A 15142-nucleotide genomic window follows, 5' to 3' on the forward strand; every position below is an offset into this window, starting at 1 on the left:
AAAATGAATCAGGATTATATAAAACCAGATAACTGGTCGATCCTCGAAGAAGGATTTGATGTGGAGCGAGTAGAATCGTCTGAAAGCCTGTTTAGCCTGGGTAACGGTGCTATGGGGCAGAGGGCAAATTTTGAGGAACAGTATTCCGGGGCCACTTTCCAGGGAAGTTATATCGCAGGAGTTTACTATCCTGATAAGACCAAAGTGGGCTGGTGGAAGAACGGTTATCCCGAATATTTTGCCAAAGTACTTAATGCTCCCAACTGGATTGGGATCAATATACTTATCAATGGAGAGATGCTGGATCTTTACCGCTGTAAGGAAGTCAGAAATTTCCGCAGGGAGCTTAATATGAAGGAAGGCTGGTATGAACGCAGTTTCACGGCAGTCCTTCAAAATGATCTGGAAGTGGAAGTGAAGATCACCCGTTTTCTTTCTATTCACAGAAATGAATTGGGAGCCATCAATTTTGAGGTGGAAGTTCTCAATTCTGATGCTACGGTTGTATTTGAACCCTATATTGACAGCGGGATCACCAATGAAGATGCCAACTGGGAGGAGAAATTCTGGCAAACACTGGATGTTAAGACCGAAGAGCATAGGGCCTATATTACTTCCAAAACCCTGAAAACCGAATTTCATGCCACTGCTTTTATGCAGTCTCAGCTGCTGAAAAACGGAAAGGTACTTTCCGAAGAAGCTACAGAAGTGATCTTTGAGGAAAAGATATCCTTCAGGTACACTGTTGAGGCCAAAAAAGGTGAAAAGGTAAGTCTTCAGAAGTTTGGTGGTTATGTGACCAATATGAACCACAAAAAGGAAGATCTCGTTCCCGCCGCTAAAGCTGTTTTGGAAAGTGCTCTAAAGGCAGGTTTTGTAACTCTCAAAAAGGAGCAAAAAGAGGCCTGGGAAAAGATCTGGGAAATGGCAGATATTACCATAGAAGGAGATGTAAAGGCCCAGCAGGGAATAAGGTTCAATATTTTTCAGCTTAACCAAACCTATTTAGGGGAAGATGCGAGATTGAATATTGGCCCTAAAGGTTTTACAGGGGAAAAATACGGCGGCAGTACCTATTGGGATACCGAAGCCTATTGTATTCCGTTTTATATGGCGACAAAAGACCATCATGTTGCGCGAAACCTTTTGACCTACCGGTATAACCATCTTGGCAAAGCCATAGAAAACGCCGAAAAATTAGGATTTTCGAATGGGGCCGCGCTATATCCCATGGTGACCATGAACGGGGAGGAAAGCCATAACGAGTGGGAGATCACTTTTGAGGAGATCCACCGGAACGGGGCCATGGTCATTGCTATTAAAAGGTATGTTGAATACACCGGAGATTACAGTTATGTTCCCGAAAAAGGTCTGGAAGTGATGATCGCTATTGCCAGGTTCTGGCAGCAGCGGGCAAACTACAGTAGCCAGAAGGATAAATATGTGATCCTGGGGGTTACCGGTCCTAATGAATATGAGAACAATGTGAACAACAACTGGTATACCAACTATTTGGCAAAATGGTGCCTGGAGTACGCCATTTCAAATATTGAAAAAGTAAAAATTGATTATCCCGGGGACTATGACAGGGTCATGGATAAAACCGGCTTAAAGGTTGATGAGATCGCGAAGTGGCAGGAAGTTGCAGATAAAATGTATTTTCCTTATTCCGAGGAATATAAGGTGTTCCTGCAGCAGGATAATTTCCTGGACAAGGAGATCATTCCGGTTTCCGAATTGCCTAAAGCTCAGAGACCAATTAATCAAAAATGGAGTTGGGACCGCATTTTACGCTCCTGTTATATCAAACAGGCAGACGTTCTACAGGGATTCTACTTCTTTGAAGATCATTTTCCAAAAGAGGAACTGGAGAAACATTACGATTTTTATGAACCGTTAACGGTTCATGAGTCTTCCCTGTCGCCATGTGTCCACAGTATACAGGCAGCTGCATTGGGAAGAATGGACCAGGCATACCAGTTCTACCTGCGCACTTCAAGACTTGATCTTGACGATTACAACCATGAAGTAAAGGAAGGTTGCCATATTACCAGTATGGCCGGTACCTGGATGAGCGTTGTTGAAGGTTTCGGCGGAATGAGGGTCGTTGAAGGAAAACTTTCGTTCAATCCAAAGATTCCTAATGGCTGGAACAGCTTTTCCTTTAAAGTGAACTTTAGAAACCAGATATTAAAGGTAAGTGTAGCTCCCGGAAAAACAGGTTTTGTCCTGGAAGGGAATGATTTTCTTGAGATCCTGGTGAATGAGAAATCCATTGTGGTCGAGCCGAATAATCTCGTAAGTGTATAGAAACAGTGAAAAGCTTCCAGGGTGACCGGGAAGCTTTTTTATTATAATCCATACCTGTTATGAAAAAAACATTGTTACTCTTATTATTGTTTTGTACTGTATCCTCCTATTCCCAGATAGAGCGGGTAGAGCCACCTAACTGGTGGACCGGATTTGAAGATCCCCGGGTGCAGCTACTGGTTTACGGTGAGAACATTGGCAACTCTACTCCCACAATAAAATATGAGGGAATTCGGCTGGTGAAGGTTCATAAGGCTGATAGTCCCAATTATTTGTTCCTGGATCTTTTAATTTCAGAAGTAGCAGGGCCTGGAACCTTTGAGATTGTTTTTGAATATGACCACGGAAAGGCCGAAACATTTAAGTACGAACTTAAGCCCAGGGAAAAATCGGGAGAGGAATTCGAAGGATTCGACAATACTGATGTGATCTACCTGATAACCCCCGACCGTTTTGCGAACGGAGATCCTTCAAATGATATCGATAACTCCCTTAATGAGACCACCATTGACCGGCAGGATGATTACGCAAGGCATGGAGGCGATATCCGGGGGATCATTAAACATCTTGATTACATAGAAGATATGGGTTTCACGGCGATCTGGTCTTCCCCATTATTGATCAATGATATGAAATCTGGCTCCTATCATGGCTATGCGATGACCGACTTTTATAAAGTAGATCCCCGCTTCGGAACACTTCAAGAATACAGGGAACTGGCAGATAAAGCGGAGGAGAAAGGTATTAAGATCATAATGGACCAGGTAGCAAATCATTCCGGCATAGAGCATTGGTGGATGGATGACCTGCCATTTAGTGACTGGATCAATTTCCAGGAGCGGTTTGAAAAAGGGAAAGAATTGATCTTTTCGAACCACCGTAGAACTGCCAATCAGGATCTTTATGCTTCCGAAGCTGACAAAAAGGGACTGGCCGATGGATGGTTCGTAGATTCCATGCCCGATCTTAACCAGAGAAATCCATTTATGGCGAGGTACCTCATCCAAAATAGTATTTGGTGGATAGAAACACTGGAGTTAGGTGGGATACGCCAGGACACCTACCCTTATCCCAATAAAGAATTTATGAGTGATTGGGCCGGGTCTATCATGACCGAATATCCAAACTTCAACATCGTAGGCGAGGAGTGGAGCTATAACCCTTTGTTGATACGATACTGGCAGGAAGGCGTCGAGAACAGGGATGGATACGATTCTAACCTGAGGTCTACCATGGATTTTGCAATGCAGGGAAAAATTGTGGAAGCCCTTAAGGAAGAAGAAAAATGGGATACCGGCCTGGTGAAGATCTATGAAGGCCTCGCCAATGATTTTGCGTATGCGACGCCTGAAGATCTTATGATATTCCCCGACAACCACGATATGAGCAGGATCTTCACCCAACTGGGAGAGGATGTGACCAAAACCAAAATGGCTCTAGCCTATTTATTAATGCTTCCGCGAACCCCACAGATCTATTACGGAACAGAGATCCTCATGAACGACACTGCCAGGCCAGGCGATCACGGCCTCATTAGAACCGATTTTCCAGGGGGTTGGAAAAATGATAAGATCAATGCTTTTACCGGAAATGGTCTTTCAAAAGAGCAGAAAAACATGCAGGATTATTTGAAGAAGATCCTTAATTACCGGAAAACCAGCGAAGCTGTTCACAATGGTCAAACCGTTCATTTTGCTCCTGAAGAGGGAATTTATCTACTTGCCAGGACATTTGGAAATGAAAAAGTGGTGGTCATCCTGAACAAGAATGAAGAACCTATGAAGCTGGACCTTGAAAGATTCAGGGAATTGGAAATTACGGGAGCTAATTTACAAGAAGTGACCACCGGGGAAAAGGTCATGTGGAACGAAGAATTGGAACTGCCTCAAGAGGGAGCATATATATTCACTACTAAATTCTAAAGTCTTGAAAAAGGGAATTTCCGGGTATTTCTTAGTAGTTTTCCTTTGTCTGTCCTTTTCGGTTTTCCCGCAGAATCCCGACAGGCTCTTTGTCGCTTCGGAAAGTAAGCCGGGCTCGGTTGAGATAAGGGTGAACGACGGGAAATATGTTTTAAAGTATTATACCCCAGAGATCATAGAAACTTCCTTTATTCCGGAAGGGGAAGAATATGATGAAACTTCTCATGCTGTAGTCCTTGATCCTCAGGAGGTGCCGTTCGAATATCAAGAGAATCCCGAAGCAATAACCCTGGACTCTGATGGCATAGATGTGGTGGTTTCAAAGACCCCTTTTCAGGTCACCTATTATTATAAGGGAGAAAAGATCATTTCTGAGAACAGAGGCTATTCCGAAGAAAATGACCTTCAAAAAATTGATTTCAACCTTAACGAAACCGAAGTCCTTTATGGCGGCGGTGCCCGCGCCCTGGGCATGAACCGCAGGGGGAACAGGCTTCAACTATATAACCGGGCCCATTACGGCTATGGTTCCAAAAGTGAACTCCTTAATTACACCTTGCCGGTAGTGCTTTCTTCAGAGAAATATGCTTTGCATTTTGACAATGCCCCAATAGGTTTTCTGGATCTTGACAGCAATTTCGAGAATACGCTTACCTATGAAACCATCAGCGGGAGGAAGACATACCAGCTCGTGGTGGGGAAGACCTGGGAAAATCTGGTGTTCAATTATACCCTTTTGACCGGCAGGCAACCCATGCCTCCAAGATGGGCGCTGGGAAATTTCTCCAGCCGGTTTGGTTATCATTCACAGGAAGAGGTTTTGAACACTGTTCAAAAATTTCAGGAGGAAGAAATTCCGGTAGACGCGGTGATCCTGGATCTTTTCTGGTTTGGAAAGGAGATCATGGGGACTATGGGCAACCTTGCTTTTGACAGGGATTCTTTTCCGGAGCCTGATAAAATGATTTACGATCTTAGAAAAAAAGGGGTGAAGACCGTTTTGGTCACAGAACCCTTTATCCTAACCACTTCAAACCGATGGGAGGAGGCGGTTGCTGAAGATATTCTTGCAAAAGACAGCCTTCAGAAACCTTTTACCTACGATTTTTACTTCGGAAATACCGGCTTGATCGATATTTTTGATCCTAAGGCAAGGGAATGGTTCTGGAATATCTATGAGGAGCTTTCAGAAATGGGTGTAGCAGGATGGTGGGGAGACCTCGGAGAACCCGAAGTGCATCCCGAAGAACTTCTGCATTTCACAGGAACTGCAAATGAAGTTCATAATATCTACGGTCATTATTGGGCCAAAACCATCTTTGAGGGTTACAAAGAAAAATTTCCGGAACAGCGTCCTTTTATTCTAATGCGTGCCGGGGCGGCCGGTTCCCAACGTTATGGACTTATTCCCTGGTCAGGGGATGTGAGCAGAAGCTGGGGCGGATTAAAGGCTCAGCCGGAGATCTCTTTACAAATGGGTTTACAGGGGCTGGCTTACATGCATTCAGACCTGGGAGGTTTCGCTGGTGATAATTTGAATGATGATCTGTATGTTCGCTGGCTTCAATACGGGGTTTTCCAACCCATCTATCGTCCACATGCCCAGGAAGCTGTACCTTCTGAACCGGTTTTTAGAGCGGCTCACGTAAAAGAACTGGCGAAAAAAGCCATCGAATTGCGATACAGGCTTTTGCCGTACAATTATACAATGGCATTCAGGAATTCTGTAGAAGGACAGCCTTTAATGAGGCCATTGTTCTTTGAAGAGCCCGAAAATTTTAAATTGTATTCTGTTTCCAACGAATATCTCTGGGGTGATTCCTTCCTGGTCTCCCCTGTTGTAAAACCGAATACTTCTGAAAAAGAGATCTATTTTCCGGGCAGCTCAAATTGGTTTGATTTCTATGACGGGAAGAAATACACGGGAGGGAGCACAGCTGTAGTTCAGTTAAAAGATGGATCGATCCCCACTTTTGTAAGGGGAGGGGCTTTCGTGCCTATGTCAAAACCCCTTCAGACTACTGAAGAATTTTCTGCGGAAAATGTAGAGATCCATTATTTTTATGATGAGGAAGCAGGGGAAACAAAAGGACTTTTGTATCATGATGACGGTAAAACCCCCGAAGCCTATGAAAAAGGTGATTACGAGCTGCTAAATTTCCGCGGAAAAAATGAAAACGGGGCACTGACCATAATAATTACCAAAGAATTAGGCTCAATGAGAAAAGTTTCAGATTTCTCTGCGATAGATCTTTTCATACATAATCCCGGTTCCAAACCTGCAAGTATAGAAATAAACGGGAGGGTCATGAAGACAGGCTCAACTCAAACCGAATTGATAATTAAGGTGCCGTTGCATCAAAAAACAACTACTATATCAATTAATAATTAATACAAAACTCATGAAGAAAATATCGATTTTATTACTGGGAATTATAAGCCTTGCTTCCTGTAAGAATGAACCTAAACCCGATTTGCAGGAGCAAACTGCAGTTGAAGAAAACCTGGAGGTTTCCAATGAAGCGCTGGAATCGGCTGTTATCTACGAAGCCAACATCAGGCAGTACTCACCAGAAGGTACTTTTGATGCTTTTACGGAAGATATTCCAAAGCTAAAGGAGTTGGGGGTTAAAGTGATTTGGCTGATGCCTGTTTACCCAATTTCAGAGACCAAAAGAAAAGCAACAGGAGATCTTAGCGTGGAAGATATTGAAGATCCCGAAGAGAGAAAGAAATATCTTGGAAGTTATTACGCGATCTCAGATTATACCGGAATCAATCCAAACTTCGGCACCCGGGAAGATTTTGATGAACTTATAAAAACCGCCCACGAGAATGGGATGTATGTGCTCCTTGACTGGGTGGCGAACCATACAGGATGGGATCATAAATGGCTAACAGAAAAACCGGAATTCTACACCCAGAACGAACATGGAGAACCGGTAGATCCTTTGAATCCCGATACCGGGGAATCCTGGGGCTGGACAGATGTAGCTGATCTTAATTATGATAATAAGGAGCTTTGGGATGAGATGACCAATGCAATGAAATACTGGATCGAGGAGCATGATGTAGATGGGTTCAGGGCAGATGTAGCAGGAGAGGTGCCAACAGAATTTTGGGAACAGGCCCTCCCAAAACTTGAAGAAAACAAAGAGATCTTTATGTTGGCAGAATCTGAAAAGAAAGATCTTTTCCATGAAGCTTTTGATATGGGTTACAACTGGGAGGGACACCACCTTAAAAATGAACTTGCTAAAGGGAATATCACGGTTGAAGAGTGGGACGCCTATATGCAAAAGATCGATACCACCTATCAACAGGATGATTACCTGATGAATTTTGTGACTAACCATGATGAAAATTCATGGAACGGAACGATTCGGGAAAGAATGGGCGAGGCAGCAGAAGCTATGACGGCACTCACCTATACCCTTCCCGGGATGCCATTGATCTACAGCGGACAGGAATATGATATGGATAAAAGATTATTGTTCTTTGAAAAAGACACCATTCCAAAAGAAAAAGGAAAAATGTGGCCTGTCCTTAAGAAACTGGGTAAGTTAAAAAATACCAATAAAGCCCTTCACGGTGGTAAGGAAGCCGGGGATTACCTACGGCTAAAAACCTCTGCCGATAAGCAGGTACTGGCTTTTGAGCGTTCAAAAAATAGCAGTAAAGTAGTTTACATCGCAAATATGAGTAAGGAACCGGTGGAGTTCACTTTGGAACTTGATACAGCTCTGAAAAATTATCTTGGCAAAGAAGGTTTTGAAGTGCAGGAGAATAACACATATAGCTTTCAACCGTGGGAATATGTAATTTTAATAAATAACTAAAATTTCTCAAAAATAATTGCAAAAATGCTCCTAAAAAGGAGCATTTTTATTTTTTATTAACCGAAAACGTTTGAGTTTAATTGCAAATTAGGTTATATTCTTTAATTAAAATAGCTTTACATTAATGTTAGAAAAGATCAAAAAAATAGGGGTATTAACTTCGGGAGGAGATGCCCCGGGAATGAATGCAGCGATTAGGGCTGTAGCCAGGAGTTGTGCCTATTTCAACCTGGATTGTATAGGAATTTACAGAGGTTATCAAGGCCTAATCGAAAATGATTTCGAATTACTTTCGGCCAGGTCGGTTAGAAATGTCATCAATAGGGGAGGTACCTTCCTGAAATCTGCCCGCTCTGCAGAATTCCGCACTAAAGAAGGAAGGGAGAAAGCCCATAAGAATCTCGTTAACGCAGGTATAGATGCATTGGTAGTAATTGGCGGTGATGGTACATTTACCGGTGCCATGCTGCTCCGGGATGAACATAACTTTCCTGTTGTGGGGATCCCGGCGACCATTGACAACGATATTAACGGTACAGATTATACCATTGGGTATGACACCGCTCTTAATACGGTGGTCGATGCCATTGATAAGATAAGGGATACGGCCAGTTCCCATAACCGTCTTTTCCTGGTGGAAGTCATGGGCCGTGATGCCGGTGATATTGCTCTTAACAGTGGAGTAGGTGCCGGTGCAGAAGAGATCCTTATTCCGGAAGAAGACAAAGGGGTCGAGCAAATGCTATATTCCCTTGAAAAAAGTCGGAAATCGGGAAAAACCTCAAGTATAATAGTGGTAGCAGAAGGTGAGAAAAGTGGTAAGAACATTTTTGAACTTGCTGAATTCATAGGTGAGAACCTTGAAGGCTATGATATACGGGTATCTGTGTTGGGGCACATTCAACGAGGAGGCGCCCCAAGCTGTTATGACAGGGTACTTGCCAGCCGTCTTGGGGTTGGTGCAATAGAGGCATTGTTACGTGGTGAAAGTAACGTAATGATAGGTATAACGAATAAAATAGTGACTTCAGTAGAATTTGAAGTGGCTATAAAAGGTCAAAAACCCCTTGATAAAGAATTGAGAAGGGTTTTAAATATTACCACAGTATAATTTGAAAAACAATAGATTATGAGTACTAAAATAGGAATAAATGGATTTGGACGCATTGGAAGGATTGCTTTACGTATTGCGTTAGAGAGAAATGATGTTGAAGTTGTAGCGGTTAATGACCTGCTGGAAGTAGAACACCTGGCTTACCTTTTCAAATATGATTCTGTTCACGGAAAATTTAACGGAGAAGTAGAAGTGAAAGATGGCCACCTGGTTATAAATGGAAAGACTATTCGCGTAACTGCAGAAAGAAATCCGGCAGATCTAAAGTGGAATGATGTAGGTGCAGAGATGATTTTGGAATGTACCGGTTTCTTTACAGCTAAAGACAAGGCTGCAGACCATATTAAAGCCGGGGCTAAAAAAGTGCTTATTTCTGCACCATCCAAGGATGCTCCAATGTTTGTAATGGGGGTAAACCATAAAGATATTAAAGCAGAAGATAAGATCATTTCGAATGCATCCTGTACTACCAACTGTCTTGCTCCACTGGCGAAAGTGGTAAATGACGAATTTGGGATCGTAGAAGGATTAATGACCACTATCCACGCAACAACAGCTACTCAATTGACTGTAGACGGACCTTCAAAAAAGGATTTTAGAGGAGGAAGAAGTGCTTTACTAAACATTATACCTGCCTCTACAGGAGCTGCTAAAGCTGTGGGGAAAGTAATTCCCGAATTAGATGGAAAGCTTACAGGAATGGCTTTTAGAGTTCCTACTGCCGATGTTTCTGTGGTTGACCTTACTGTGAGAACCGAAAAATCTGTTTCTTATGATCAAATCAAGGCAGCCTTTAAAAAAGCTTCCGAAGGGGATTACAAAGGTATTATCTCTTATACTGAAGATGATGTGGTTTCCCAGGATTATGTATCAACTACCCATATTTGTAATTTTGACGCAGGTGCCGGGATTGCTCTGAATGATAATTTCTTTAAGTTAGTAGCCTGGTATGATAATGAATATGGTTTTTCTTCCAAACTAATAGAGTTGGCGGCATACACGGCAAAACTATAATTTTATAGATAAATAATTGATTGAAAAGGCTGTTTTATGAACATATTTTAAAAAGTATGGCATTTAAAACAGCCTTTTTTACTTAAAAGAAATTAAAAGATGATATTAATTGCCGATGGTGGCTCTACCAAATGCGACTGGATCTTATTGGATTCTAAAGGTGAGCAATTACTAAAAACGCGTACCAAAGGATTGAATCCAGCAGTTTTTAAGACTGAAGTCCTCCTTGAACGTCTTGATGAAAACGAAGATCTTCAAAAGGTGCGTTCACAGGTGGAAAGGGTGCATTTTTATGGTGCAGGTTGTGGTACCCCTAAACCTACAGCCATGTTACAGAAACTTCTGTCAGGCTGGTTTTCAAATGCCACAGAAGTACTGGTTCAGGAAGACATGGTTGCCGCCGTATATGCGGTGACAGATAAACCGGGGATAGTTTGTATTCTCGGCACCGGTTCAAATTCCTGCTATTATGACGGGAAAACCATTAGAACTGCAGTTGATTCCCTTGGATATATCCTCATGGATGAAGCCAGTGGTAATTACTTCGGAAAAAGACTTATCAGGGATTATTACTATAAGAAAATGCCTAAATCCCTGGCCGATAAATTTGAAAAGGAGTATGATCTTTCTTCAGATACTATTAAAGAGAACATATACAAGAAGGATAGTCCAAATACTTACCTTGCCCAGTTCGCAGAGTTTATTTTTAAAAATGAGCGTAACGGGTATTTCTACCAGTTGATAGCTGAAGGAATGCAAAACTTTATTGAACACCGGGTTTTGTGCTTTAAGGAAGCTCAAAATGTGCCAATACACTTCGTGGGGTCTATTGCTTATTTTTCTCAGGACATCATAAAAGATGCATTACAACCCTATCGTCTTGAGGCCGGAAATTTTGTGCAACGTCCTATAGATGGTATACTTGATTACTACCGCAAAAATGTGTTAAAGACACAGCAGTAAAATTCTTTATCCAAAATTTTACTACATTTAAAAAAACATTTTTAAATGCTGGTAAAGGTCTTCGGAAGTGCTGTATTTGGCGTAGAAGCCACTACTATTACGGTAGAGGTGAATGTTGATTCAGGTATTGGCTACCACCTGGTTGGCCTTCCGGATATCGCGGTAAAAGAAAGCAGTTTCCGGATTGCGGCCGCTTTGAAAAATGTTGGCCGCAGCTTTCCGGGGAAAAAGATTACCGTGAATATGGCACCTGCCGATCTTCGCAAAGAAGGTTCGGCTTATGATCTTACCTTCGCTATGGGAATTCTTATAGCTTCGGGACAGATCCAGGCAGAAAATATCGGGGATTATATAATCATGGGGGAACTCTCCCTTGACGGGAGCTTACAGCCCATAAAAGGAGCCCTTCCTATTGCCATTAAAGCAAAACAGGAAGGTTTCAAAGGATTTATACTCCCAAAACAAAATGTCAAAGAAGCGGCTATAGTTAGCGGTCTTGATGTCTACGGAATTGAGAACATTGAAGAGATAATCGGGTTTTTTGATGAAGGGGAGGAGCTGGAGAAAACAGTCATAGATACCCGGCAGGAGTTCTATTCTGAACTTGAAAATCCTGAACATGATTTTGCAGATGTCAAGGGCCAGGAATCTATTAAACGCTGCATGGAGATCGCTGCAGCCGGAGGACATAATATAATTCTTATAGGCCCTCCGGGAGCGGGAAAGACCATGTTGGCTAAACGATTGCCCAGTATCCTTCCGCCCATGACCTTGCATGAAGCGCTTGAAACCACCAAGATCCATTCGGTGGTGGGAAGGGTGAAAGAAAATGTTGGCCTTATGGCGCACCGGCCCTTTAGAAGTCCGCACCATACTATTTCAGACGTCGCCCTGGTTGGCGGCGGGGCTTATCCGCAACCCGGGGAAATATCACTGTCACATAACGGGGTACTGTTTCTGGATGAACTTCCTGAATTCAAAAGAAGCGTACTTGAGGTGATGCGTCAGCCCCTGGAAGACCGGGAGGTCACCATTTCACGAGCAAAATTTACCGTTACCTATCCCTCCAGCTTTATGTTGGTGGCAAGCATGAACCCAAGTCCCAGCGGATTTTTCAATGATCCTTCGTCTCCATCTACCTCCTCGCAGTTTGAAATGCAACGGTACATGAGCAAAATTAGCGGACCGTTACTGGACAGGATCGATATACATATAGAAGTTACTCCAGTGCCTTTTGAGAAACTCAGCGAAGAACGAAAGGGAGAGAGCAGTGTGGAAATAAGAAAAAGAGTGACAGCCGCAAGGGAGAGACAGACCCGGAGATTCAATGATAATGATAATGTTCATTATAATGCCCAGATGAGTGTACGTCAAATTCGTGAACATTGTGCTCTTGATGAAAGTTCCAAACAGCTATTAAAGACCGCTATGGAAAAACTTAATTTGTCTGCCCGGGCCTATGACCGCATTTTAAAAGTTTCACGTACTATTGCAGATCTTGAGGAATCAGAGAATATTAATGGAGCCCACATCAGTGAAGCCATTCAATACAGAAGCCTGGACCGGGAAGGATGGCTGGGCTAGAATATAAAAACCTACTTAAATGAAAAAAATAGTGATCGTTCTTGCCGCGATGGCATTGGTCAATTGTAAAGGGAATGATGAAGACTCTAATGACCTAAGGGAAGTACAACAGGATACTACCCTTGGTGATAAGGCTTCTGCTCTCCTGGAGGAGAATAAGCCTGTACAGTTAACGTTGGATCAGGCAAATACCCTGGCTCAACTTCCTTTGGATTGTATCAACGTGGAATATCCCAATAAACTAAATCAAACTTTGGCTAATGCCGATGAAATTGGTGAACCTAAAGAATTGCATCCGGCCTTTTACGGCTGCTTTGACTGGCATTCTTCTGTGCACGGCCACTGGGCTCTTGTAAGTTTGCTTAAACAATTCCCCGATCTTAAAAAGGCTGAGGAGATAAGGAATAAGCTTAAGGCATCTCTTTCCCCGGAAAATATACAGGGTGAAGTGTCCTATTTCAGCAATGAACAGGAGGATTCCTATGAACGCACCTACGGATGGGCCTGGCTCCTCAAACTGGCAGAGGAGCTCCATACCTGGGATGATCCTCTGGCAAGGGAGCTGGAAGGTAATTTGCAGCCTCTTACTGCTTTGATCACAGTTAAGTTCAAAGAGTTTCTTCCCAAACTGGTCTATCCTATCAGGGTTGGGGAGCATAACAACACTGCTTTTGCTCTTGCTTTAGCCCATGATTATGCAGAAGCTACCGAAAGTGAAGAGTTGAAATTATTGATAGAGAAAAGAGCCAGGGATTATTATATAAACGATGATGATTGTCCTTTAAGCTGGGAACCAGGCGGATTTGATTTTCTCTCGCCTTGTTTTTCGGAAATTGATATCATGAGACGAATACTGCCTGAAAATGCCTTCCGTCTCTGGATGGAGGATTTTATGCCACAGTTGAAAAACAAAGATTTCACAATGGAAGTTGCCGAAGTCTCAGACAGGACAGATGGTAAGCTGGTGCACCTGGATGGTCTCAACTTCAGCAGGGCATGGGTCCTGCACGGTCTGGCCCGGCAATATCCCAAACGATACGGGCATTTAAAAGCCGTTGCGGACAGTCATCTTTCCTATTCCTTTCCCAACCTGGTGGGAGATACCTATGAAGGTGGCCACTGGTTGGGAACCTTTGCTTTGTATGCTTTACAGGCAGGATTCGGGAAGAAGTGAGAAACTGGCTAAAGAATACCGGTCCGGGGATCCTGGTTTCGGCAGCTTTCATAGGACCAGGTACTGTCACTGTTTGCACCCTGGCGGGAGTTAATTTTGGGTTCACCCTTCTTTGGGCTCTTTTGCTTTCTATTGTAGCTTGCATTGTACTGCAGGAAATGGCTGCCCGGCTGGGTATCATTACCCAAAAAGGTCTTAGTGAAGCCATACGGGACGAAATAAAGAATCCTCTCTTCAAATATCTTGCGATTGTCCTTATTTTTGCTGCCATAGTTATTGGGAATGCCGCCTACGAAGCCGGGAATATAACCGGGGCGGTCCTGGGAATTTCAGCAATTATCCCGCCCTATGTAATAGAGGGTGGTTTCTTTTCTCTCGATCTTTGGAGTTTGTTTATTGGGCTGGTAGCGTTTGGGTTACTCGCAACAGGGAATTATAAAGTGCTGGAAAGGGTTTTTATCGGCCTTGTTCTTATAATGAGTATTTCTTTTGTGGTCACTGCGATTCTTACCCGTCCCGATATTTCTCAACTTTTAAAAGGACTTTTCCTCCCTCAAAGTGGATCTGCCGGTATATTGACGATCATGGCTCTTATAGGTACCACAGTGGTACCATATAACCTGTTCCTGCATGCATCCCTGGTAGGGGAAAAGTGGAAAGGAAAGGAATATTTGGGAGTAGCCAGAAAAGAGCTGGTCTGGGCCATTCTTTTAGGAGGCGTGGTGTCAATGAGTATCATTATTACTGCTGCTGCCTCTGGAGTGACCAATGTTACTACCGCGGCAGATCTTGCGGTTGGACTTAAACCTTTATTCGGGGAGTTTGCTACCTGGTTTATAGCCATTGGTCTTTTTGCAGCCGGGATTACCTCTTCCATTACCGCCCCTCTGGCTGCGGCTTATGTTGTCAAGGGTTGTTTAGGTTGGAAAAAAGGCTTAAATTCAATAAAGTTCAAAATGGTTTGGGCTACGATCCTGTTCCTGGGAATGTTCTTTTCCTCCCTCGGGTTTCGGCCTGTACAGCTCATCCAGTTCGCGCAGGTTGCGAATGGCATATTGTTGCCGGTGGTGGCGATCTTTTTATTCTGGATCGTGAACCGGGTCACGGTGATGGGGGAATACAAGAATTCAGGCCTTCAGAATATCATTGGGATCCTGATAATTGGGATCACCATATTTCTGGGAGCCAAATCTATTTTCAGCGTTCTGGGAGGTTTATAAAA

The 15142-nt window shown here is 43.2% G+C and carries 10 protein-coding genes; all 10 read left to right on the forward strand.

The genetic code is table 11. The features are described from left to right. The first annotated feature begins 3 nt into the window (after nt 1-3). The 10 genes from ACFSTG_RS11185 to ACFSTG_RS11230 all read left to right on the forward strand — a co-directional run bounded on the left by ACFSTG_RS11185 (nt 4) and on the right by ACFSTG_RS11230 (nt 15140). Nucleotides 4-2310: a glycoside hydrolase family 65 protein gene (locus ACFSTG_RS11185; RefSeq protein WP_380752625.1), complete on the forward strand. Its 2307-nt coding sequence runs from the start codon at nt 4-6 to the stop codon at nt 2308-2310. A 59-nt stretch (nt 2311-2369) separates the two neighbouring features. Next, nucleotides 2370-4232, forward strand: a complete 1863-nt coding sequence (locus tag ACFSTG_RS11190) for a glycoside hydrolase family 13 protein (protein WP_380752628.1) — start codon at nt 2370-2372, stop codon at nt 4230-4232. A gap of 4 nt (nt 4233-4236) precedes the next feature. Then, nucleotides 4237-6624, forward strand: coding sequence for a glycoside hydrolase family 31 protein (locus tag ACFSTG_RS11195; protein WP_380752631.1), 2388 nt, complete (start codon nt 4237-4239; stop codon nt 6622-6624). A gap of 10 nt (nt 6625-6634) precedes the next feature. Then, nucleotides 6635-8071 carry an alpha-amylase family glycosyl hydrolase gene (locus tag ACFSTG_RS11200; protein WP_380752634.1) on the forward strand — a complete coding sequence of 479 codons (1437 nt, stop codon included), beginning with the start codon at nt 6635-6637 and terminating at the stop codon, nt 8069-8071. A gap of 124 nt (nt 8072-8195) precedes the next feature. Further along, the gene (gene pfkA / locus ACFSTG_RS11205; protein ID WP_380752637.1) at nt 8196-9182 is read left to right on the forward strand and encodes a 6-phosphofructokinase; all 987 of its coding nucleotides are present in this window, start codon (nt 8196-8198) and stop codon (nt 9180-9182) included. Nucleotides 9183-9200: 18 nt separating this feature from the next. Then, entirely contained in the window at nt 9201-10199 is a 999-nt protein-coding gene (gene gap / locus ACFSTG_RS11210) for a type I glyceraldehyde-3-phosphate dehydrogenase (protein WP_380752640.1), read from the forward strand. A 99-nt stretch (nt 10200-10298) separates the two neighbouring features. Further along, nucleotides 10299-11162 (forward strand): N-acetylglucosamine kinase, encoded by an 864-nt coding sequence (locus tag ACFSTG_RS11215; protein ID WP_380752643.1) that lies wholly within the window; start codon nt 10299-10301, stop codon nt 11160-11162. Nucleotides 11163-11207: 45 nt separating this feature from the next. Further along, nucleotides 11208-12746: a YifB family Mg chelatase-like AAA ATPase gene (locus ACFSTG_RS11220; protein ID WP_380752646.1), complete on the forward strand. Its 1539-nt coding sequence runs from the start codon at nt 11208-11210 to the stop codon at nt 12744-12746. 19 nt (nt 12747-12765) lie between these two features. Further along, the gene (locus ACFSTG_RS11225) at nt 12766-13920 is read left to right on the forward strand and encodes a DUF2891 domain-containing protein (RefSeq protein ID WP_380752649.1); all 1155 of its coding nucleotides are present in this window, start codon (nt 12766-12768) and stop codon (nt 13918-13920) included. Further along, nucleotides 13917-15140, forward strand: coding sequence for an Nramp family divalent metal transporter (locus ACFSTG_RS11230; RefSeq protein WP_380752652.1), 1224 nt, complete (start codon nt 13917-13919; stop codon nt 15138-15140). Before ACFSTG_RS11225 ends, ACFSTG_RS11230 begins: the two co-directional genes overlap by 4 nt. Nucleotides 15141-15142 lie beyond the last annotated feature (2 nt).

It is taken from the genome of Salinimicrobium flavum, from assembly GCF_042684505.1.
In the GTDB taxonomy this organism is placed as follows: domain Bacteria; phylum Bacteroidota; class Bacteroidia; order Flavobacteriales; family Flavobacteriaceae; genus Salinimicrobium; species Salinimicrobium flavum.

Bases quoted from the DNA above. Each gene is read 5' to 3' on its own strand.
- ACFSTG_RS11185 (WP_380752625.1), top strand. From the start codon at position 4: ATGAATCAGGATTATATAAAACCAGATAACTGGTCGATCCTCGAAGAA.
- ACFSTG_RS11190 (WP_380752628.1), top strand. From the start codon at position 2,370: ATGAAAAAAACATTGTTACTCTTATTATTGTTTTGTACTGTATCCTCC.
- ACFSTG_RS11200 (WP_380752634.1), top strand. From the start codon at position 6,635: ATGAAGAAAATATCGATTTTATTACTGGGAATTATAAGCCTTGCTTCC.
- pfkA (WP_380752637.1), top strand. From the start codon at position 8,196: ATGTTAGAAAAGATCAAAAAAATAGGGGTATTAACTTCGGGAGGAGAT.
- gap (WP_380752640.1), top strand. From the start codon at position 9,201: ATGAGTACTAAAATAGGAATAAATGGATTTGGACGCATTGGAAGGATT.
- ACFSTG_RS11215 (WP_380752643.1), top strand. From the start codon at position 10,299: ATGATATTAATTGCCGATGGTGGCTCTACCAAATGCGACTGGATCTTA.
- ACFSTG_RS11220 (WP_380752646.1), top strand. From the start codon at position 11,208: ATGCTGGTAAAGGTCTTCGGAAGTGCTGTATTTGGCGTAGAAGCCACT.
- ACFSTG_RS11225 (WP_380752649.1), top strand. From the start codon at position 12,766: ATGAAAAAAATAGTGATCGTTCTTGCCGCGATGGCATTGGTCAATTGT.